This window comes from Thiomicrorhabdus xiamenensis (assembly GCF_013282625.1).
Lineage (GTDB): Bacteria > Pseudomonadota > Gammaproteobacteria > Thiomicrospirales > Thiomicrospiraceae > Thiomicrorhabdus > Thiomicrorhabdus xiamenensis.
On record NZ_CP054020.1, the window covers coordinates 1451829 to 1473991 of the forward strand.

The 22163-nt window shown below is 48.0% G+C and carries 21 protein-coding genes; 5 read left to right on the plus strand and 16 right to left on the minus strand.

What is annotated here, in order from left to right; all coding sequences use genetic code 11:
• Positions 1 to 141 precede the first annotated feature (141 nt).
• Both amrA and amrB read right to left on the minus strand, forming a co-directional pair.
• A complete protein-coding gene (amrA, locus tag HQN79_RS06715) occupies positions 142 to 774 on the minus strand; it encodes an AmmeMemoRadiSam system protein A (protein ID WP_173285175.1) in 633 nt (210 codons plus the stop codon).
• Entirely contained in the window at positions 775 to 1596 is an 822-nt protein-coding gene (gene amrB / locus HQN79_RS06720) for an AmmeMemoRadiSam system protein B (RefSeq protein WP_173285176.1), read from the minus strand.
• A 79-nt stretch (positions 1597 to 1675) separates the two neighbouring features.
• Here amrB and amrS point away from each other — a divergent pair, with 79 nt between their 5' ends.
• Positions 1676 to 2779, plus strand: coding sequence for an AmmeMemoRadiSam system radical SAM enzyme (amrS, locus tag HQN79_RS06725; protein WP_173285177.1), 1104 nt, complete (start codon positions 1676 to 1678; stop codon positions 2777 to 2779).
• 38 nt (positions 2780 to 2817) lie between these two features.
• On the opposite strand, the gene HQN79_RS06730 is transcribed toward amrS, so the two are convergent.
• The 5 genes from HQN79_RS06730 to HQN79_RS06750 are packed head-to-tail and all read right to left on the minus strand — an operon-like array spanning position 2818 to position 8045.
• On the minus strand, positions 2818 to 4350 hold the full coding sequence (locus tag HQN79_RS06730) for an ABC transporter substrate-binding protein (protein ID WP_173285178.1): 1533 nt from the start codon (positions 4348 to 4350) through the stop codon (positions 2818 to 2820).
• A gap of 19 nt (positions 4351 to 4369) precedes the next feature.
• The gene (locus HQN79_RS06735; protein WP_173285179.1) at positions 4370 to 5722 is read right to left on the minus strand and encodes a TolC family outer membrane protein; all 1353 of its coding nucleotides are present in this window, start codon (positions 5720 to 5722) and stop codon (positions 4370 to 4372) included.
• Positions 5723 to 5724: 2 nt separating this feature from the next.
• Entirely contained in the window at positions 5725 to 6225 is a 501-nt protein-coding gene (locus tag HQN79_RS06740; RefSeq protein ID WP_173285180.1) for a CYTH domain-containing protein, read from the minus strand.
• Positions 6226 to 6262: 37 nt separating this feature from the next.
• Positions 6263 to 7150, minus strand: coding sequence for a cysteine synthase CysM (gene cysM / locus HQN79_RS06745; protein ID WP_173285181.1), 888 nt, complete (start codon positions 7148 to 7150; stop codon positions 6263 to 6265).
• A gap of 40 nt (positions 7151 to 7190) precedes the next feature.
• Positions 7191 to 8045 (minus strand): prenyltransferase, encoded by an 855-nt coding sequence (locus HQN79_RS06750; protein WP_173285182.1) that lies wholly within the window; start codon positions 8043 to 8045, stop codon positions 7191 to 7193.
• A gap of 257 nt (positions 8046 to 8302) precedes the next feature.
• Here HQN79_RS06750 and HQN79_RS06755 point away from each other — a divergent pair, with 257 nt between their 5' ends.
• Positions 8303 to 10918: a methyl-accepting chemotaxis protein gene (locus HQN79_RS06755; RefSeq protein WP_173285183.1), complete on the plus strand. Its 2616-nt coding sequence runs from the start codon at positions 8303 to 8305 to the stop codon at positions 10916 to 10918.
• A 75-nt stretch (positions 10919 to 10993) separates the two neighbouring features.
• On the opposite strand, the gene HQN79_RS06760 is transcribed toward HQN79_RS06755, so the two are convergent.
• Positions 10994 to 11494 (minus strand): hypothetical protein, encoded by a 501-nt coding sequence (locus tag HQN79_RS06760; protein ID WP_173285184.1) that lies wholly within the window; start codon positions 11492 to 11494, stop codon positions 10994 to 10996.
• A 378-nt stretch (positions 11495 to 11872) separates the two neighbouring features.
• On the opposite strand from HQN79_RS06760, the gene HQN79_RS06765 reads away from it, so the two are divergent.
• Both HQN79_RS06765 and modD read left to right on the plus strand, forming a co-directional pair.
• Positions 11873 to 12082, plus strand: coding sequence for a TOBE domain-containing protein (locus tag HQN79_RS06765; RefSeq protein WP_173285185.1), 210 nt, complete (start codon positions 11873 to 11875; stop codon positions 12080 to 12082).
• A gap of 77 nt (positions 12083 to 12159) precedes the next feature.
• On the plus strand, positions 12160 to 13047 hold the full coding sequence (gene modD / locus HQN79_RS06770; protein ID WP_173285186.1) for a ModD protein: 888 nt from the start codon (positions 12160 to 12162) through the stop codon (positions 13045 to 13047).
• 21 nt (positions 13048 to 13068) lie between these two features.
• On the opposite strand, the gene HQN79_RS06775 is transcribed toward modD, so the two are convergent.
• From HQN79_RS06775 to HQN79_RS06810, 8 genes are all read right to left on the minus strand, one after another.
• Positions 13069 to 13821, minus strand: coding sequence for a hypothetical protein (locus HQN79_RS06775; RefSeq protein WP_173285187.1), 753 nt, complete (start codon positions 13819 to 13821; stop codon positions 13069 to 13071).
• A 429-nt stretch (positions 13822 to 14250) separates the two neighbouring features.
• Positions 14251 to 14547: a DUF1840 domain-containing protein gene (locus tag HQN79_RS06780; protein ID WP_173285188.1), complete on the minus strand. Its 297-nt coding sequence runs from the start codon at positions 14545 to 14547 to the stop codon at positions 14251 to 14253.
• A 134-nt stretch (positions 14548 to 14681) separates the two neighbouring features.
• On the minus strand, positions 14682 to 14939 hold the full coding sequence (locus HQN79_RS06785) for a YfhL family 4Fe-4S dicluster ferredoxin (protein WP_173285189.1): 258 nt from the start codon (positions 14937 to 14939) through the stop codon (positions 14682 to 14684).
• 13 nt (positions 14940 to 14952) lie between these two features.
• Positions 14953 to 16485 carry a prephenate-dependent tRNA uridine(34) hydroxylase TrhP gene (gene trhP / locus HQN79_RS06790; RefSeq protein ID WP_173285190.1) on the minus strand — a complete coding sequence of 511 codons (1533 nt, stop codon included), beginning with the start codon at positions 16483 to 16485 and terminating at the stop codon, positions 14953 to 14955.
• A gap of 81 nt (positions 16486 to 16566) precedes the next feature.
• Positions 16567 to 17094, minus strand: a complete 528-nt coding sequence (locus HQN79_RS06795) for a DNA-deoxyinosine glycosylase (RefSeq protein WP_173285191.1) — start codon at positions 17092 to 17094, stop codon at positions 16567 to 16569.
• Positions 17087 to 17920, minus strand: a complete 834-nt coding sequence (locus tag HQN79_RS06800; RefSeq protein ID WP_173285192.1) for a DNA replication terminus site-binding protein — start codon at positions 17918 to 17920, stop codon at positions 17087 to 17089. Before HQN79_RS06800 ends, HQN79_RS06795 begins: the two co-directional genes overlap by 8 nt.
• Positions 17921 to 18081: 161 nt before the next feature.
• Positions 18082 to 19455, minus strand: a complete 1374-nt coding sequence (gene rimO, locus HQN79_RS06805; protein ID WP_173285193.1) for a 30S ribosomal protein S12 methylthiotransferase RimO — start codon at positions 19453 to 19455, stop codon at positions 18082 to 18084.
• Positions 19456 to 19551: 96 nt separating this feature from the next.
• On the minus strand, positions 19552 to 19809 hold the full coding sequence (locus HQN79_RS06810) for a hypothetical protein (protein ID WP_173285194.1): 258 nt from the start codon (positions 19807 to 19809) through the stop codon (positions 19552 to 19554).
• A gap of 194 nt (positions 19810 to 20003) precedes the next feature.
• Between HQN79_RS06810 and HQN79_RS06815 the strand changes: the two genes are divergently transcribed.
• Positions 20004 to 22133 (plus strand): TonB-dependent receptor plug domain-containing protein, encoded by a 2130-nt coding sequence (locus tag HQN79_RS06815; protein ID WP_173285195.1) that lies wholly within the window; start codon positions 20004 to 20006, stop codon positions 22131 to 22133.
• Positions 22134 to 22163: the final 30 nt, after the last annotated feature.

Here is a 22163-nt window from a genome sequence, read left to right on the forward strand (position 1 = left end):
AGCTTCCGTACCGAGTGAACAATCGGATAAAAAAATAAAACCGCCCCGCTTTATCAGCGGCGCGGCAACTATTCTAACCTTGTTTAACTACGCTTTCACAAGCCTTGGCCGTTTTATTGAAAATTACGCTGTAATTCAGCGTCAAGACGCTTCGATCTCCTGCCACTGGGCACCAAATTTAAACGAATGATAACGCTCACAACGAATTTCACGACTCCACTGCACAATACCGCCCTTGCGCATCAGTTGCCGCACAAAATCGCCCTTATCCGGTAATTGCCCCCAAACCGAAGGGAGAAAAGTCGCCCGTCTGAAACCTTGCGTCAGAATCAAGCCATCCACATCAGGCTGCAGAGTGTCCAGCAGTTGCTGCATAGTCTCAATCCCCTGTATTTCCTGCGGAGCACTCAATACGGAAATTTCCATTTCGAGTAAACGGATCTCCTCAACCTGTACCGGCGCAAAACGAGGATCCTTGAAAGCCGCATTATAGGCATTGGCAACCACATCTTCCGCCAGAGGTCGGTGCGCCATAAGACTGCCGATACACCCGCGCAACTGTTGTTCCTTATTCAGGGTGACAAAACTGGCTCCGGGGCTGGACAGCTGATCATCCAAATTAAATTCTGTAGATAACCGGTTGTTTTCAAAGCCGTTCAATCCATTCTCTATCGACCCCTTGGCCAAAGACAACAGGCATTTTTGCTGCGGCTCAGTCAATGCGTAAGCGGTGTCTGCTTGCTTGCGTTCAAGTTCATTTTCACTCTGCTGCATTTAACTCACCTCGTGCGATTTTTCATATAACGCCCAGGCTCCGTAACCGACAACCCGGCTTTTATCTCCGGCGGTATCACCGGAATTCAACGTCTGCAAACGCACAACCTGTAATGAACGATCTTCACGCGCTGCAAGCACGCTTTGAATCCCCTTATAACCGCAAGCACGCTCTGCGGACAGTGACTGCCACTCTCGAGCCTCAATTAAATCCGCCGTTTCTGCATCAATTTTACGGGCGTTGTCATAATCCAGAAAATGGCTCAAATCGCTACTGATTACGAAATAGACGCCTTCTCTACGCCATAAATCACGAATCAAATCGATCTCATCCTGCACGGATACCGAACCGTTAAGCAGAGGTAAAACCTGCACATCGGGCAACAGATATTTTATAAACGGTAATTCAACCTCGAGACTGTGTTCAGGCGCATGTGCAGCATTATGAATGCTCAGAAAGTCAAAACGCTGTAAAAGTTCATCACGTAAACGACAATCCACCTCAAGTTCACCGAGCGGCGTCGCCAATGCTGAAAAATCCACCGTGCTGACACCACGAAAACCGATTCTGTGCGCCGGCCCCAGCACGACGACCGTGCGGATTTTATCTTGCGCACCCTGCCATAATTCAAATCCTTTGGCTGCGGTATCCCCGGAATAAATATAACCGGCATGCGGAACAATAATCGCTCGGGGAATTGTCGTTTCAACTTTGTTCGTACCTGCCTCAGAACCGAGTGTCGTGGCCAGCCAATCGCCTAAAACCGTTGCATTATCCGGATAGAAAAGACCGGCCACGGCCGTTTCGCGAATCGATGTCATAATTATAAAACCCTTGAAAAAATAGTGCCTTTGCCACTATATATATAACTGTAAATAAATGATTTTCAAGAGAATACCCATGAAAAATGTCGATTTAGCCGAAGATTCTGTTGTTCCTGTGGGCCATTGGCGCAAACTCGAAAACGGTTTAATCCAATGCGATCTCTGCCCTCGCGAATGCAAACTGCATGAAGGACAAAGGGGATTCTGTTTTGTGCGTGGCCGTAAAGACGACAAAATGTGGCTGACTTCCTATGGGCGTTCCAGCGGTTTCTGCATCGACCCGATCGAAAAAAAACCGTTAAACCACTTTCTTCCCGGATCCGCTGTCCTATCATTCGGCACGGCAGGCTGTAATCTGGCATGCAAATTCTGTCAGAACTGGGATATGTCCAAAGCCAGAGATATGGATCGACTGCTTGATCGCGCAGCACCGCAAAGCCTCGCCCAAGCAGCTCAAGGCCATAATTGTGCTTCGGTCGCCTATACCTACAACGACCCGGTTATTTTCTATGAATACGCCCTTGATACCGCTGAAGCCTGCCGCGAAGTTGGCGTTAAAAATGTCGCAGTGACCGCCGGCTACATCAGTGAAAAACCGCGAGAATCCTTTTTCAAGGCGATGGATGCGGCCAATATCGATCTCAAGGGATTCAGCGAACGCTTTTACCAGCAATTAACCGGTGCAAAGCTACAGCCGGTGCTGGAAACGATTGAATATGTCAGTCAGGAAACCGACTGCTGGCTGGAACTGACCACCCTGCTGATTCCGGGTGAAAACGACAGTGAACGGGAAATCGCCGCTATGTGCGAATGGATCGCGGAGCATTGCGGAGAGCAGGTTCCCCTGCACTTTACCGCCTATCATCCCGACTACCGGATGATGGATAATCCGGCTACGCCAGCGGCGACACTTGAGAAGGCGCGTAAAATTGCCATGCAGACAGGATTGCAGTATGTCTATACCGGAAATGTGCTCGACCCGGAAGGCCAAGGAACTTACTGCCCGCATTGTGGTAAAAAAGTAATCGGTCGTTACCGATACGACCTCGGAGAATGGAATTTACACACTACAGACGGCAAAACTTTATGCAATCACTGCAACGGTGAAATTGCCGGGGTATTTACTGAGACGCCGGGAACCTGGGGCAATCGACGCCAGCCGATCAGGCTTGACAGTTAAAACGATAAGACTTTACTTACAAGTAGTTACAAACGTTTTCAAATAATTTTATGAACATCAAGCAAGCCGTCAAAACGGCCATCGGCAAAAAGACGATAGCCGCGAAGCTGCTTGCTGTGGATCACATACTGATCCTCGTACCATAAAGGCATGGCTGCCAAACTGGCATGCAGGCGACGTTGCAGCTGCCGATAAAGTTCGGCCTGTTCATCAAGATCCGGACTTTGACCGGCACGCAAAATCAGATCGTCGGCAACCGGGTCGACATAGCGGCCACGGTTAGCGCCTTTCGGAGGAATCGCATTCGATGCGAAAACATACTGAAAAATATCCGGACTTTTAACACCGACCCAGGCCAGACTGTAAAGCTGAAAACGGCCTTTTTTAATGTCGTTGTAAAAAGTCCCCCAGTCATAACTCTGAATCTTCAGTTCAATTCCCAGCGGCTTGAGCTGCGCTTGATAAATGGTCGCCAAACGAATTCGCGTCGGATCGTTTGAAGTCTTGTAACTCAGCTCGATCACCGTCCGGTTCTGGGCGTCTTTCTTCAGCAATTCGGGCGGTACTTCAACCTGTCGCAGTAATTCGCGGGCCTTATGCGGATTATATTCGTAGTCCGGCATTCCTTCGACACCGCACCAGTGCTCAGGAACCAGAAGCCCTTGAGCCAGTCGCGCGTGCCCTTTAAACATACTGTCGATCACCGCCTGACGGTTAATTCCATGCGCAATCGCCTGCCGCAGTGCCGGCTGCTTTAATAAAGTATCCTCAAAATTAAAACCGATATAACCGAAATTGGTTCCTTCACGAAAGCTGACTGCGATCCCATCCTGCTGCTGGCAGTAATTAACCAGTTCCGGAGAAAGATCGTTCTGCAGCAGATCCACTTCGTTATTAAGCAACTTAAGTACCCGCACGGTTGCATCCTTAACCGGAACGAACTCCAACAGAACCTTGTCTTTGCGCCTTTGCAGAACGATCGACTGCTCGGATATTTTCAGGCACTGACAGGCGCCGGAACCGACCGGATCGAGATGAAACGGATGTTGCTTTTCAACCAGATTTTTCGGCACGATACCGATAACCAACCGACCGACAAACAATGCGTCCACCTGAGTCAGGAAAAAATCGACCGTGTTTTGATCAATAACTTCGATACGCTGAATATTTTTCAGCGAACCGCGATGCGCGGAACCGAAATCCTTATCCAGAACACTGTTATAGGTTGCCGCGATATCTTCTGCGGTCAGAAGATCGCCGTTGATGAAACGACTTTGTTCCCTGAGGCGAAAACGGTAGTGGGTATCTGACAACTTTTGCCAGTCGGCAAGATCGGGGATCGGTTCGAAACGTTCATTGAAATCGATTAACTTACGATAAAGCAGGCGGTTAACCCGGCTGGAAAGCGCATCGGTTGCCTTGCGCGGGTCAAGCATCTGTGGCCGTCCGGTCACCGCCATGCGAATCGTGGTGTCGGCCAAAGGCTGAGAACAGCCGGCCAGCAGGGACGAAGCCGCCGCAGCCGATGAAACATATTTTAAGAAACGCCGACGGCAATAAAAGTCATTCATAAACCAGATTCGCCGTCCATTAGGAGGCGTTGCTTCCCGCCTTAAGCAATCGGTCGAACTCTTCCAGATCCTGCGGCGTCAAATCGCCAAGCGCCGATTCCAAACGTAGACGGTTTAAAACCTGATTATGCAGCGCCTCAACGAGATTTTTGCGCGCATCCACTTGGTTGGCACGCGCACTCAGAACTTCAAGCATATCTTTAAGGCCGACTTTATAACCTTCTTCCGCCGCTTCCAAGAAAGCATCATTCGATTTGACCGCTTCACGCAGTGCGGCAATCAAAACTTCGCCACGCTGGATGTTTCGCACCTGCGAGCGGGCATTAAGACGTGCCAGGTTTTTACTGTCACGCAACGCCTCATTACTCTTCTGACTGGCAAAGCGCGCTGCGCTGACATTGGAAGTCGTACTGCCACCGGTGTATAGCGGAACCGTCACATTAACCCCGATTGAGGTATCGGAAACGTCAGATTGATCGGTCTGGTAATTCCGGTCGTTATATTGCGCCTGAGCAGAAACCGTTGGCCAGTGCCCTGATTTCTGCACTTCAATCTCCTGCTTGGCGATTTGCGCCTGATAAACTGAAGCGCGAACCCCCAGATTAGTCTCCTGAGCACGAGTTTCCACTTCGGCAAGACTCAGTTCATAGTGCGGCAACTGCGTTTCAAGCGGTAACATTTTCAGAGATTCGAATGGCTTCCCGGTAATTTTAAGCAGCTCTTCCTGCGCCAGATCCAAACTGTTTTCGGCGTTAATTCGATTCGACTTTGACAGGTCATAACTGGATTTGGCTTGCAGGACATCGACCTGGCTCGCCAAACCGACTTCTGCCGATGCCTGTGCGCTTTCCAGCTGTAACAGATCCGCCTTTTCACGCGACTTATACAATTCCAATGTCTGCTCGGCAAGCAACACATTGAAATAAGCTTCCGTGACTTTAAGGATCAGCTCTTCTTCTGCAGTCTGCAACGCGATCTGTGAAGCCTGTAGCGCAATTTCCGACTGATCGATTCGCGCCCAGAGTTCGTGCTGATAAACGCTCTGATTCAGCGTCAGCGACATATTGGTATATTCTGCGTCATAACCGGACAGCGAACTGTCGGAATTGGTGTAAGAGGCACCAGCCTGAATCTGCGGCAACAGCCCACCTTCCAACGCATTCAACTGTTCTTTATCGGCTTCATACTGTGCTTTTGCCTGAGCCAATACAGGATCGTACTGCAACGCCATCTGATAAACGTCGATCAGTCCGTTCGCTTTGGCATTAGCGCCTTGTGAAAGCCCGAAAACTCCTGCAATCAACAACGCCTTCGGAAGTGCTTTAAGTGGATTCCACTGCCCTTTAAAAAGTTTATTTGGCTGATGTCGCATAACTAAAATCCTTTTTTCTCGTTTTCGTTCCAGCTCTGGTACGGATATTCGGAAAGACTAATATTATAATAGCGTGCTTCCTGAGTCACCTCTTTGCCGGCCCATTCCGGCATCGCTATTTGCTCGTCTTCGGACGCCATTTCCACTTCAGCGACAATCAACCCCTGATTATCTCCGTGAAATTCGTCGATTTCCCAGGTATGACTGCCGTAGTCCACCAGATAACGGATTTTTTCGATTACCGGGCCGACAGCCAGGGTTTTTAACATTTTTTCGGCGTCCGCCACAGGAATTGAGTATTCATACTCGTCGCGACTTAAACCGATTTCAAGGCTTTTTATATTGATATTAGCCTGCTCACCTTCGATACGTACGCGTACCGAGCTCTTTACTGCCCCTTTCAACGGAGTCAGGTAGCCTTGTGCAAAATGGGTTTTCTTGTGCGCTAACGCTTTCCAGCTGTCGTCCTCGACTAAAAACTTACGTTCGATTTCCCTTGCCATTGTTTCTTTTTATCCTGCTTGATCCTGTTGTACGCGCTTAATTGAAAACACCCGTGGAAAGATAACGGTCGCCACGGTCGCAGACAATCGTCACCACCACAGCGTTTTCCACTTCATTGGCGACCTTCAGTGCCGCGGCCATAGCCCCTCCGGAAGAAACACCGGCAAAAATACCTTCCTTGCGCGCCATCTCGCGCATCGTTTCCTCGGCCAATGTCTGAGACATATCAATAATTCGATCTACGCGAGTCTCTTCGTAAATCTTCGGCATATACTCCTTCGGCCAACGGCGAATCCCCGGAATTGCCGCGCCTTCCTGCGGTTGCACACCGACAATCTGAATATCTGGATTCTGTTCTTTCAGATACATGGAGGTCCCCATAATGGTTCCGGTAGTACCCATGGCACTGACAAAATGGGTGATTTTCTGCTGCGAATCGCGCCAGATCTCCGGACCGGTCGAATGATAATGAGCCAGCGGATTATCCGGATTGGAGAACTGATCAAGCATAACCCCCTGACCGTCCCTGACCATTTTTTGAGCCAGATCACGAGCGCCTTCCATCCCCTCTTCTTTGGAAACCGTAATCAACTCGGCGCCATATGCGGACATGGACGCCTTGCGTTCCATACTCATATTGTCCGGCATAATCAGCTTCATCTTGTACCCTTTCAATGCCGCTGCCATAGCCAGGGCAATACCGGTATTTCCGCTTGTCGCCTCGACCAGAGTATCCCCCGGTTTAATCTCTCCGCGTGCTTCCGCCTGCTGAATCATATACAGAGCAGGACGATCCTTGACCGAACCCGCCGGATTATTCCCCTCCAGCTTGGCGAGAATCACGCTGTTGGTTTGCGGATTGAGAAGACGCTGAACTTTGACAAGCGGCGTATTGCCGACAAAATCAGTAAGGGTTGCAAACATTCGAATTCCTTCGTAGCAGTTTTATTCAAACGACACCGTTTCAAATCATCAGAGCTGAAGCGATGCTCAACGGAAAAAAGAGGTTTATTATGACATTCATTGCCAAAATTGGGCGCAAAATAGGTAAATTTTCTAAGCTGATTGCCATGTCCGGATGATCTTTGAGCCATTTTTTCAAATGTACCGCCATCCAGAGCATCGGGACACCCCAAAACGTCAGCAAATAAAGAACCTTATGCTCCAGAACCTGCGCCATAATCAACAGTAAAATCAGACTGGCCAGACAGGAGAACACAAACAACCAATAAGCGTTGCTGTTTCCATAGGCGATCCAGACATTCGTACGACCGACGGTTCGATCCGCCTGAATATCGGGTAGCTGATTCAACAGCAAGAGGTTATTAACCAGAAAAAAACAGATTAATGCAAAAATCATTGCCGCACTATCAGCCTGACCGGCAATGACCCAGTAAGACCCCAAAAGCATTACCGGACCGAATCCCAACCCGGCCGCTAGCCAATAAACCAACGGCAGTCGAGTTATCGTCGAAGTGTAAAAACGGATCAAGATCAGGCCGATTCCGCCAAAAACGAGCAGCCACGGGCTTACCTTCCAGGAAAAATACAACCCCAACACGATCAATACGGCAACCATGGTTTGATAGGCGCGTTCGGCAAAGCCAAGATCTGCCCGAAAATCGAGTAGCGCCCCGCTACCTCCGCTGAAAGCGGTTTTAAGGGTAATTGCATCGAGACCGGATTCGGTATCTTCGATTTCATTACGCAAATTGACCGCAGCATGCGCCAACAAAGCGCTAATCAATAATAATGCGAGTATCATGGGATGCCAATCAATGCCTTGATAGGAACTCAGCGCCGCTGCAGACAATGGCATAATCAGCCCTAATAAAAGAAAATTCGGTCGACAGGCAAACCATATCGCCCTGGCCTTTTGCAAAGAAGTTGAGTACACACCTTTTTCCTAATCAAGTTTATAAGTAATAATTCCAAGAATAACCTTATAATAATTGACGATTATCGGCTACTGCCGTTACAGTTTAATAACGCTCTGACGTGCTTTAGCGCGCCAGGCGTATATAAAATCCCCGGTAATTTTATAAATAATGATCTAACCCCATCGAGGCTAAATCTATGTCCGCCCAATCTTCGCTCAGAACAAAAGTCATTACCATCGCCACCCTTGTCGGCCTTTCCGTCGCATTCATTATCGGCGTAATCCTGTATTTCACTTCGGTGGCTCCGGTTAAAGGTGAGGTTGAAAGCAGACTGACTCACCAAATGAAAACCTTTATCGACGACCAGCTGCATTTAAAGGTTCAGGGCGGAATTACCGGTTCAACCGCACTCAGTTTTAACGATCAGGCAATCAATTCTTTAAGAAGCGGCGAATTGTCCGGCGCCAAGCAGCTGATCGAGTCCATTCGCCAACGTTATGCCGATCAGACAAATTATAAGAATATCAAGACGGAATTAATCGCTCCTAACGGTCAATCGCTGATTCAGTCTTGGCACCAAGGCATTCCAAATACCAATCATGCCCAAAATGCTTTTTTCAAAAAAGTGCAGCAAGACAAACAGGCTTTCGGTTCTTTAACGATTGACGAACGTGGTGTCGGCGTAGTCTCTCTGTCGCCGGTTCAGTATCAAGGCGAAATGATCGGTATGCTTTCAATGACACAAGGTCTGGCTTCTGTCAGCAAAACTTTCGTCAAAGAAAACAACGGCTACTGGGTACTTCTTGTCAGCAAGCAGTATTTGCAGAATAAATTCAACAACGCTCAGCTTCTTAATAAAAACACCTCTATCGGAAATAATTATGTCGTTGCCAACGATCGCTGGTTTAAGCCTGAATCGCTGGAAATGGTCAAAAGCAGCTTTAAAGAAGTTGGCGAAAGCGACCACCATGTCTATGTAAATGGTGACAAAGCTTATATTGACGTACCGGCCTTGGATGAGAACAATCAGGCCTTCGGACGACACATTTTCATTTTGGACAAAAAAGTCTATCAAGGCCCGATTGATCAGGCGATGAATTCCGCCTGGATGTCGATTCTTGGGATTATTTTCGGCATTATCGTTCTTTCGGGCATTCTGGTGATGGTCGTCACCCGAGTCGTTATCAGACCGTTGGAATCTGTACAGAAAATGACCGATCATATCGTAAACAGCGGCGATTTCAGTCAGAAATTTGCGGTTCAGAATCAGGATGAAGTCGGCCGTACCGCGAGCGCTTTAAACAATCTGCTGAATAATATCAGCCAGGCGCTGGACGAGGCCAATAACGTCGTCAAAGCAATTGCCTCAGGCGACTTCTCCCGCCAGATCAGCGGCGAGTACCAAGGAGATCTTGGCGCTCTGAAAGACGGGGTCAACAGCAGCGCACAAAATATTTCCCATGTAATGCATGAACTCTCGAACGTTATGCAATCACTCAAAGACGGTGAATATGACATTGCCATCAACTCCGGAATGGCGCAAGGCGATTTCCGCAGTATGCTGGACAATGCGCAAACGGCGATGAATGAAACCAACGAAATCATTCAGGGCATCAACCTGGTCATGCAGGATATGCGTCAGGGACGTTTCAACAGTCGCGTCAACCTGAAAACCAACGGCGAACTGACAACCCTTAAAGAACGTATCAACCAATCGATGGACGAACTTGAACAGGCACTGAGCGAAATTACCAAGGTCGTTACCGCGCAGGCTTCCGGCGACTTGACACAACGCATTAACGGCGAATACCAGGGCGAACTCGAACAGCTTAAGAACGCCATTAATCAGTCAATCGAACGACTGGCGGAAACCGTTGATCAAGCGGTACACACTTCCTCCACCGTCAGTGACGAAGCCGGAACGCTTTCGCGCGACGCAACCGACTTGAGCTCCCGTGTACAACAGCAAGCGGCCGCTCTGGAAGAGACTTCGGCAACCATGGAAGAAATGAATTCGGCAGTACAGAACAACACCGAAAGTGCGCATCATGCGGCCGTTCTGTTCGAGGAAGTTAACAGCCAGACCGAACAAGCCGGTCAGGTCATGGAAAAAACCATTGAAGCCATGGGTTCGATTCAGGATTCCAGCCATGAAATTGCCGAAATTGTTACTCTGATCGACAGTATCGCTTTCCAAACCAACCTATTGGCATTGAATGCTGCGGTCGAAGCGGCACGTGCCGGTGAACACGGCCGCGGTTTTGCGGTCGTTGCCGGTGAAGTACGTGCTCTGGCGCAAAAATCTGCGGACGCCGCGAAAGATATTAAGCAATTGATTGATTCCAGCGTGTTGCGAATTGACCAGGGAACCAAACTGGCCAGCGAGACCGGTAAAGTCATCAAAAATATTACCGAATCAATCGATAAAGCCAACGGCATGATCCATCAGATCACCAATGCTTCGGCCGAACAGTCCGAAGGTGTTAACCAGGTCTACCAAGCGATCAGTGATATCGATATAGCAACCCAGCAAAACTCGGCACTGGTCGACAGAACTTCTGCAGCAGCGGCGACAATGAGTGAGCAAGCGCAGGTACTCCAGCAAAATATGGCCTTCTTTAAAACTGGTAACCAACCTAGTTATGTTGCGCCGAAAATCAGTTCGTCAGCTGCACCGGCACCTAAACCTGCTGCTAAACAGCCAGCTAAATCTTCTGCGCCACAGGAAAAGGCTACCAAAAGCACGGCCAAAACCGCCCAGATCCCCGCTCCCAGCAACAGCCAAGGCGGAGATGAATGGGAAGAGTTTTAACCTACACGATTCATTCCTTTAAAAATAAAAAAGCCGGCTCAATGCCGGCTTTCTTGTCTGTACAAACAAATAACATTATTTAACGTTGATGATTTCCATCGCTTTGGTACGCATCTGCGGATAGATCTCCTTGACCAACTTGGCGTATTGCTCGGCACTCAGAACTTTCTTAACGAACTGATGACACTTCATTTTGCCTTCAACCAGTTTCTCTCGAAGTTCGGCGATTTTTGCATGACGCTGTTTGATGACTTCAAGACTCTCGCCCTGCAATGCCATGACCCGTGACTCCTGCTCCATTTTATTGATCTTCTCAATCAACTGCTTTCCTTTGACCGCTTTTTCCGAGCGGAACTTATTGAAAGTACGGCACTGCTCCGCCGTCAGATTAAGTTCTTTTTCGCTGTTAACGATCATTGGGATGAAGTTTGGCAGGTAGTTGGCATGCAGCGTTGCGCGAATTGCCTGCGCTGTCGGCACGACCGCTTTACAGACACCGGTTTCGTTCGCCATAACCTGGCTTGACGCAGAAAGAAGCGCTGCACCAAGAACAGCATGGATGAAAGGTTTTCTCATTGTCACTCTCCTGAATTATAAACGGGTGCTATGCCCGCGTAAGTGCGTTTCAATTCGTTGCAAAATTTTCAACAAACGGCAAATAGAACCGACCCGAAACTATTAACTTTTGTTATCTACAAATAAATAATACCTATTTATAAAACGTTTTTATACTTTAATTTCTGAATTCGCCGTCGAAAATTCAATTGACATTCACTGATATCTGCCTTTAAATTTACGTTCTTTTCGTTATTACTCAAAAGACATAATGAAAAATAAAGCATGCAAATAGTGAGTTCAATCCATTTTTGCAGCAGACAATACCGATTTCTCGTCTTTCGATATATACATAACGAAATATAAAATAGAAGTAACAACGTAATTCAGGAGTTTTAAATGAAATTTAGTGCACGTAACCAGCTAAAAGGCACCATCAAGGCGATTCATATGGGAGCCATCAACAGCGAAGTTGTCATTGAAGTCGGCAATGGTGTCGAAATCGTTTCGATTATTACCAACAGTTCGGTAGAAACACTGGAACTTGAAGTCGGCAAGCAGGCGTACGCGGTTATCAAAGCATCCAACGTTATGGTTGCTGTCGACTGACCGTCCTTTTCAAGTCGGGCCTTTGTAACGCTAAGCATGTCTCAGCCTGAACGGTCCCCTAAAGGAATTCTGCTTTCTTGCACGACACCAACCAACACAACACGACCAACGATAAAATGATTTATTTCCAAACCCATGAAATTGAATCCTGGATTAACGAAGATGCCCCTCTTCTAGACCTTACCGGTCATCTTCTTGAAATTAACAATCAACCCGCCCGACTGTCGGTCAAATCACGGCATGCGACACGATTAACCATGATGGAAGAAGCGGCACGCATTTTCGAGCTGCTCGGAGCAGAGATCAAATTGCAGTTGCCATCAGGCATAGACGTGACAGCAGAAACTGAAATTCTCCTTGTCGACGGGCGTGCCGATGCTCTGCACCGTGGCTGGAAAGTCGCCATGAATTTGTTGGAGTATCTGTGCGGCGTCGCCACACATACCGCCAAAATGGTTGCCGAAGTTGAAGCGGTTGGCCACATTCCTCTTCTGGTTACCCGAAAGCACCTTCCCGGCATGAAAAAACCGATGATCAAAGCAATCAGTAACGGCGGCGCACACCCGCACCGACTTGGACTGTCCGAAACTATTCTGATCTTTGAAAACCACCTCAATATTATCGGCGGACGCGATGCCTTAAAAGAGAAAATTCCGCAGATACAGCAGGCGGCATGTGAAAAGAAAATATCGGTTGAATGCGATACTTTAAAACACGCGTTGCAAGCGGCACAGGCCGGTGCCGATCTGATCCAGTTCGACAAGATTGAAGTGGATAGCTTGAGCCAGTGGATTGCACAGTTAAAAAACAACTATCCGCACGTAAAAGTCATTATCGCGGGCGGCATTAATCAACAAAATATCCGCTGCTATGCACAAAGCGGTGTCGACGGTATCGTTCTAAGTTCGCTATACCATGCCAAACCGGCGGATTTGGGCGTAACCATTACGCCCTTGATTAAATAACAAGAAAACGGCTTGGCCTGGTCAAAGGTAGGCGTCTAAACGCTTGAACCAACCCGGCAACCAGGTCGATTCCAATTTCGGATTCGGAGCCAATTGCGTTCGCTGTCGCAAAGTCTGTTTCGCGGCACGGATGAAGGCATTCAAAACAGTCTTTTCATTCCGATATTCGGGTAGCTTCATAGCCAATAGGACCTGTAAAAGCCCCCACCCTTTTCCTTGATAACGTTCTTTAGAATTAACACCTAATCCTTTGAAATTACTGTAATCCACCAAAGCAAAAACACCTTTATTGGATACAAGTAAAGCATCAACTTTTGCTTGTATTTCGTCACGTTGCTCGGGAGGAACCTGCGCTAATAGCTTCGGGAGACTTGATTGAAAACGCTGAACAATAAAAGCCGCTTGCAGAGGAAAAGAGTCCCGTAAAAACGCCTGCCAGTCCGCCAGTTTTCCAAGTTCTTTGAGCGCGTAAAAGATCTCACGGCTCTTCCACGGTGCCGCGGAAAATTCGGCATCACCAACAGGCAATTTTGTCTGTGGCGAAACACGCTGTACAAATCGTAAAAACTCCGGAAACGTCTGTTCAAAAGGCGCATCTACACCTTTTGGAAGCCAGATAAAATGGCCGATTCCTAAAGAGGGAAACGCCTCTTTTTCACTCCAAAACAGGAGATTTTCAGGTTTACCCGCGCACTCATTCTGGTAAATCTTTTCGCCAATCCAAGTGTAATTAGATTGCGAAACCGGATGAGCATTCGCTGACTGCCAGAACAAAGCAGCTGAAAAAACAAAAAGCCTAAGAAAATTTAATAAATACGTTTCAATCTTAATCTGTCCTGAGTGAATAATCATTGTTGCGACTACATTATTTACTTGACCGTATAGGATGCACTGTCTTCTTTTTTAACGGCAATAACGACAATGCCGTCGACTTCCTGGTAAGTGCTAAGAATGCCCTTTTCGTCTGTCATACTGTGCTCTTTGTACGCAACTCTATGCCTGACTTCCTTTACAACGTAGTCTTCGAAATCGATATTCAAAATATGCTCAATCGACGGCAAGGATAGCGCATTCCTGATTTTGATGTTTTTTTGAAGATGCGGAGGTTCTTGATTATCAAAAGTTTGAATCAGGTAATTTATTGTCATTTTTTTGTTCAATCACTGGTTGGTTAATATAAATAAACTTTACGCTATCGCTTTGTTAACGAAGCGTCTTTTCCCAAATCACATATTCGTTATTTTGCATGGCGGCCTGTAATAAATCGAGTAAAGGACCGGCTCGGTGCGACACGCTGACCGAATCGTCGTCCCAATTATCACCGCTTTGCGCACCGGGTGACGAGATCGCTCTCTTCAACTGATTAAAAGCCTGTTCGACCTCATTATCGGTCAAAGCGCCGGGAACGGTTTCGCTATGCCCCATCAAAGAAATCAAGTTCAGGGCAATCTGGTCAAAATAAGCAACATCCGGATAATCTTTGGTTTTAAAAACAATCAATTATTCTCTCCTTAAAATGGGGCCTTTGTGAAACACATACTCTAGCAAAACTCCGGGTCCTGCAGAAAACGGATAGATAGCGGATACAAAAAAAGCGAAGCGGTTTCCCGACTTCGCTTTCATTTTTAAGCTGTTTAGATTTTATCTTCGTTCACCAGATGAACGAATTTTTCATACAGCGTATCGTGGTCTTCAACCCGATCCGGATCTTTAATGATCACATCAATCGGGCAGACACTCAAACAGGTAGGATTATCGTAGAAACCGACACACTCAGTGCACAAATCCGGATTGATTTCATAGACCTTTTCGCCCATTGAAATCGCCTTATTCGGACACTCCGGCTCACACATGTCGCAGTTAATGCAGCCTTCAAGAATTTTAAGCGCCATTGCTCAAAACTCCTTAGCTAGCTTTTTTTGCTGCGGCAGCTGCGCGGTTGGCTGCATCCTTGGCTTCCTGCTCTTCTTTGGCTTTTTTCGCCGCAGCATCACGCTTGACGTCACCACCCCATGATTCGTTGCGCATAATCAGGCAGTAAAGCAGAGTTTCTTTATCCAAATCCTTGAACGGATTCGGGATACGTACACGCCAGCCGGAGCCTTTAGCACAATCGACCACTTCGTCATGATGCGTCTGCATATGATCCAGTACCATCGAAACGTTACCGGCCGGGGACATGATCTCTATCGAGTCACCGACACAGAATTTGTTTTTGACATCGATTTCCAGCATGGAACGACCGTCGCGTTCGACCACATCGACCACTTCACCAACAAAACGCTGGCGTTCCGATTTTGAGACGCCGTATTCGTAGTTCTGGTATTCCGAATGCACGTGACGACGCAGGAACCCTTCGGTATAACCACGGCTCGCCAGGCTTTCCAGATCTTCCAGCAATGAACGGTCAAACTCTTTACCTTCCAGCGCATCATCGATCGCTTTACGATACACCTGAGCGGTACGCGCAACATAGTAGTGCGACTTGGTACGCCCTTCGATCTTCAGAGAGTGAACGCCCATATCGACCAATTCCGGAATCAATTCAACTGCACGCAGATCTTTGGAGTTCATGATATAGGTACCGTGCTCGTCTTCGAAAGCCGGCATCAATTCCCCCGGACGCCCTTCTTCTTCCAGAAGCATCGCTTGGTCGGTCGTTTCACCTTCACCCAAAGTCGGCTCATAGGAAGGCATTTCCGGTGCCGGACGATCCGTGGTACCCGTCAAATCGGTAATATTTTCAACATTAACTTTTGGCGTACCTACAAGTTCACCGGTTTCGTCTTCTTTGGCTTCATAGGTGTTGTAGTTCCAACGGCACGCATTGGTACAGGTACCCTGGTTGGCATCACGCTTGTTGATGTAACCGGATAACAGGCAGCGACCGGAATAGGCGATACAAAGAGCACCGTGAACAAAAACTTCCAGTTCCATTTCCGGAACCTTCTCACGAATCTCGCGGATTTCGGCGATTGACAGCTCACGCGACAGAACCACACGGCGCACGCCGTTATCGTACCAGAACTTAACCGTCGCCCAGTTCACCGCGTTCGATTGTACCGACAGATGAATTTCCTGCTCAGGGTATTCGGCGTGAACCATCGCAATCAAGCCCGGATCAGACATAATCAGCGCATCCGGCTTCATGTCGATAATCGGCTTGATATCCTTCATGTAGGTATTAACCTTGGCATTATGTGCAGCGATGTTCGATACCACGTAGAACTTTTTACCCAGTTCGTGTGCACGAGCGATCCCTTTCGCCAGGTTCTCTTCGTTAAATTCGTTATTACGTACACGCAGACTATAACGCGGCTGACCGGCGTAAACCGCGTCGGCTCCGTAAGCGAAAGCGTATTCCATATTTTTCAGCGTTCCCGCTGGCGACAACAATTCGGATACAACATTTGTCGACTTCTGAGTCTCTGCTTGCAAGGCAAATCTCCTACATGAAGTGATTAAAGGAAACCGATTATTTTACCGGATTTTTTAGATTTCTGTTAGAGAATATTAGGATTAATTAAACAGAACAGGTGCCAATTTTTCTTTCCAGAACAATATCTTATCATCAATTGTTAAGCGTGCATTGGCCGGGCTGGTGGAAGTAAGCGTCGTTAAAATGAGATCATCGGGCAATGATTGCTTTTTGATGACCTGTTGTTGAAACAGTTTTGCGGCTGGCTGGCCGTTAAAAAAAATCGATTTGATGTGCGGAAATTGCGTCAAAAGCGAGACAAAGTCGTTCGCTTCCGGTTGTTTAATGGCGCTATCCAGACTGCCTTCGCGTTCACAGGCCGAAAGCACATCCCAAAGCAGTATGCCAAGTTCATTACAGGCACGGCGCTTATCCGCTTCACTGACCAATTCTCTGCCGACCAGAGAGGAAATAATCGGCCAGAAAGCATTACGCGGATGCGCATAGTAAAACGCATCTTGCAAAGACTTAACGCTCGGCATAGTGCCGAGAATAATCACTCTCGGATTCTCTGGAACAATTGGTGCAAAACCGCAGATTGCCGATTTTTGTTGCGATTTCTCAGGCATAGAACAGATTCAGTCCTTCATACAGACGTTGCCAGGATTTTTTATCCTTGCGCGGTGCGCGCTTGCTGACAACCGGGGTCGGTTCCAGCGGAAGCTCCTGCTGCGGTAATTGAGGAAAACGATCTTGCAGCAGAAACAGCGGTGAATGCACTTTTTTGGCGATCGGCTTACCGATCTCGAATTTAATATTCGCTTGCAAATGCGGCGCAATCTGGCGCTGATAGAGAAAATCGACCGCCCCCAACCCGGCTACCTTATGAATCAGGTCTTGGCGGATTTTCGGATTCTCGATCTGTTCTTCAATGTGCTTGATCGCCCCTTGCGGCGTGAGTTTGACATTCGCTGTCTCTTTAAATACCCAGGAAAACTTCACTTCGATTACCGGTTCATACAGACAACGAAAGTCACGGTACAGTTGCAGCAGACTGATGGAATGGGGATGCACCACCTGCTTAACCAGACTCAGATAAGGACTGCGCCCCAGCGTTTTTTTGGCAAACGTCATACGCGCTTTGAACTGCGCCTTCAATGCATTAATACGTTCTACTTCGCGGATTAAACTCTCATCTGCCAAAACAATTCCCGGCAATAGCGTGGTTTCTTTTGGATCCTGCTGCGGTAAAAAATGCACCTGTGCCAGATGGCCGGCCAACTGAGCAATTGCTGTATGCTTTTCGCTGCGCCAGTTTTCCGGCAGCCAGAACTGCTCCTTGTCGAGTTTTTCAATTCGCGACTGGAACAACCTGAGCTCGGAGAGCAGCTGCAACATTTCCTGTTCGATTTTCTGCGGTTTAATACCCGCTTTAGTCAGCTTTATTACAGACATTGAATGTTTCGATTTCCTTTGAAGCCGGCACCTTATTCAAGGCAAAGTGGCTTACGCTTTTTTAACAATTGTATGATGGGGTAAATATCTGTGCAAATAAAAAAGGAGCCGAAGCTCCCTTTATACAGACATCACAGAGACATCTAGGCAATTTGCTGCGATTATCCAAGTTCGATAAACGAGGTTTCCTGCTCGGCAAACTCTTCTACCGGCTTAGCCCAAAGATCATAGGCATCGGCAGCGACAATCTCGACCTGAACAAACTGCCCCGGTTGCAGATGATGTCCGTCTTCGATAAAGACCAGACCGTCGATTTCCGGCGCATCCGCCATCGAGCGTGCAACCGCCCCCTGATCATCGATTTCATCGACCAGAACCTGCATTGTCTGACCAACTTTAGCCTGCATCTTAGCGGCGGAGATACGCTGCTGGGTTTCCATGAAGCGCTCCCAGCGATCCTGTTTAATCTCGTCAGGAACCGGCTCGGCCAGATCGTTGGCGACCGCGCCTTCCACCGGCGAATACTGGAAACAGCCGACACGATCCAGTTGCGCCTCTTCCAGGAAATCCAGAAGGTCCTGAAACTCTTCTTCGGTTTCGCCCGGGAAACCGACAATAAAGGTTGAACGGATCGTCAGGTTCGGCACCTGCTCACGCCATTTTTTAATGCGTTCCAAAGTTCTATCGACATTGCCAGGACGCTTCATCGCTTTCAGGACACGAGGATTGGCGTGCTGCAACGGCATATCCAGATACGGCAGGATCTTCCCTTCGGCCATCAGAGGAATCACTTCCTCGACATTCGGGTAAGGATAAACATAGTGCAAACGCACCCAGAAATTCTCGACACCGCCCATTTCGCCCAAGGCTTCGCATAGACCGACCATAGAGGTTTTGGTCGGACGACCGTCGGCAAAATCGGTTTTATATTTAACATCGACACCGTAAGCGGCGGTATCCTGCGACACGACGAGAAGTTCTTTAACACCGGCTTCCTTAAGACGTTTTGCTTCGGAAATAACATCGGCTACAGGACGACTGACCAGATCACCGCGCATTGACGGAATGATGCAGAAAGTACAACGGTGATTACACCCTTCGGATATTTTCAGGTAAGCGAAATGTTTCGGCGTCAGCTTAACACCCTGAGGTGGAACCAGGTCGACAAACGGATTATGCTGCGGGGGCGGAACCACATCATGCACCGCCTGAACCACTTCCTGATAAGCGGCCGGGCCGGAGACAGCCAATACTTTCGGGTGAACTTCGGTAATCACATCTTCTTTCGCACCGAGACAGCCGGTAACAATAACTTTACCGTTCTCTTCCAGAGCTTCGCCAATGGTGTCCAGAGATTCCTGAACGGCGCTGTCAATAAAACCGCACGTATTGACGATAACCGTATCGGCGTCTTCATAGCTGTTAGTCAGCTGATAACCTTCGGTACGCAATTGAGTCAGAATACGTTCGGTATCGACCGTCGCTTTCGGACAACCGAGACTGATAACACCGATCGTAGGATTCTGTTTAGACATAATTTCCACCACTGCTTAAAATTCGTGGCGCTATTTTAGCCCAAAGCCTCTGCTAACGATAGTTACTCCTCAGTATCAAAATCCATGCTTGCGAAATTATTCTTCCCTGAAGTGACATTTATTTCTGAAAATACAGCTTACGCAATCGCGCCCCTGACAGGCGCTTAAACAAAATCTCTTGATCTCCTGCTTAGCTTGCGCATGCAACGGACGTAATTCACTTGGACGAATCGCCCCCTCACGAATCAAACGCTCAAGGATATGTGCCGGCAGGGCTACGGCCAATTCATCGGCCTGAACCTCTGTTGTCTCCAACTGCTGTGAAGACCGCAAATAATGAATTTTAGGACTCATAAAGAAACCTCCTGGAACCTCAATACATATTATTAATAGTAATTATTATCATTTCGCTTGACTTTTGCAACCCCAATCAACAAAATAGCAAACACAAATCATTATCATTAAGCTTACGTTTATAAAGATAAGCAAAGATAAGCTCTGTAACTTAATACAAATATTTAACAAAGATAAGACAAACAGGAAATAGAATGCCGTTTACCCGTCCTAGTTTCATTAGACTTAAACCTTTACAGATTGCCCTACTCATCGGCTTAACCGGCACAGCACAGGCCGGAACTGAACTGAACACCATTACCGTCGAGGAGACAAACCTGCAATCCAAATCGCAAATGCTGGAAGTAAAAGATGACACCGTGCATACCGAAAGCGTTTCAGCCAAAAAAATCGAACAGAAACAGGCTGCCAATCTGGCTCAGGCCATTGCCGACGAACCGGGCGTGCGTGTAAGTAACGAATGCTCTATGTGCGGCGTAAAACGCATTATGCTTAACGGGCTCAAAGGCGAGCATACGACATTGATGACCAACGGCGTACCGAATAGTTCGATCGTGGAAGGTTTCTACGGTTTTGATGCGATTCCGATGGCGGGCGTCAGTGCCATTGAAATATCCCGTGGTGCCGGCCCCTCCCTGATAGCTCCCGAAGCGATCGGTGGTGTCGTTAATGTCGTCACCAGCGCCCCCAGAGAAGATCGCCTGATTATCGACCTTTCGCAGGGAAATCAGGAATACCGTAAATATCAGCTCTCCGGCAGTAAAGTCTCCAAAGATGGAAAAACAGCTATGGCGGTTTCCGCACAGAGCGATAATCTCGATCAGTACGACCAGGACGATAACTGGGTTAATGAATCCCCTGCACTGGAAAATCGAGCGCTGAATGCGCAACTCTGGCATCAAGTCGACACGAACAACCGGGTTGAATTCCGCATCGAAGATCAGCAGTCAGAAATTTTCGGCGGACCTGTCGTTGGCTCACCATTAGCTGAATCCCGCAATGATGCCCGCACTCAGGAAGCAACCGATAACCCCGGTTTTATCGGAGACTCGATCAATAACACACCGAACAGCACCACAACGGCTCGTGATTTTCTCGAAAACATTCAGTCCGAAAAGCGCAGCCTGACGGCGAAATGGTACTCTGATCGCAGCGAGAATCTGCAGACCCGACTGACGGGATCGTTTGTCGAATCGAGCATGGACGCAATCTATGAACCAACAACCTATAATGCACAACAGGAGATTGTCTATCTGGATGCTCGCGGCGACTATTTCGCCGGTGACGAACATCAACTTACTTTCGGAACCGATTTAAAGCTGGATAAGATGCGCTCCGAATCGACTGGCGGAACCTACCCTGCCGACGACTCTTACGACATGCAGGCTAATGGAATCTATATCCGAGACACTTGGACGCCAAGCAGTAAACTGGAACTGGCTACCGCTTTGCGTATAGACCATATCGATGTCGATTTTGTCGATCAGGACAAAACCTTTAACGAAACCATGGTCGCACCACGCGCACACCTGCGATACGACCATAACTTCAACTGGACTTCACGCCTTTCTGCCGGTAAAGGCTACCGAGTGCCATTGCAGTTCTTTGAAGCGGATCACGGCATTCTCGATGACGGCTTCGGCGTGGATGTCGATAAACTGGAAAAATCGACAAACCTGCACTACGCACTGAACTATAACGATGCTGAAACGCTTTTCGAGACAACGATCTCCTGGGCCAAAGTTGACAACCTAACCTATATCGATGCCGATAACTATGCGCGCCCGACACTGGTCAATTCAGACGAGAGCGGACAGGTAGTGCATGCAGATGTTATCGCGTCGCACCAGCTCACCCCGCATTGGTCAATTGGAGCCAGTTTAGAAATGTTCCAATATGATCGTGCCTACCGAGATACTTTCGGAGTCATTCCGGTAGAAGAGCGTGCCAAACTGATGCTGGATTACGAAGGTCACGGCTGGGAGATGAACTTAACAGTTACTGCGATTGGCGAGCGCGACTACAACGACTACCAGAATGCCGCCTACTTCGATCACTATAACCAGGCAAACGGCGTCGATTCCAAAGGCGATCACTCTCCGGCGTATGTTACAGCGGATATTCGCATCGCCAAAGAAATCAGCAAGAATTGGCAGCTGTATGCCGGTATCAACAATATTACCGACTATACCCAGACGGGAGAAGGCGATTCACCGCTATTCTATGACGGTGCCGATGCCGGAAGTTCCGATTGGGATGTGGGGCACATCTGGGGACCGCTGCGTGGGCGATTAGTCTATGCAGGAACAAAACTGACTTTCTGAACAATACAAAAAGCACTATTAAGAACAAAA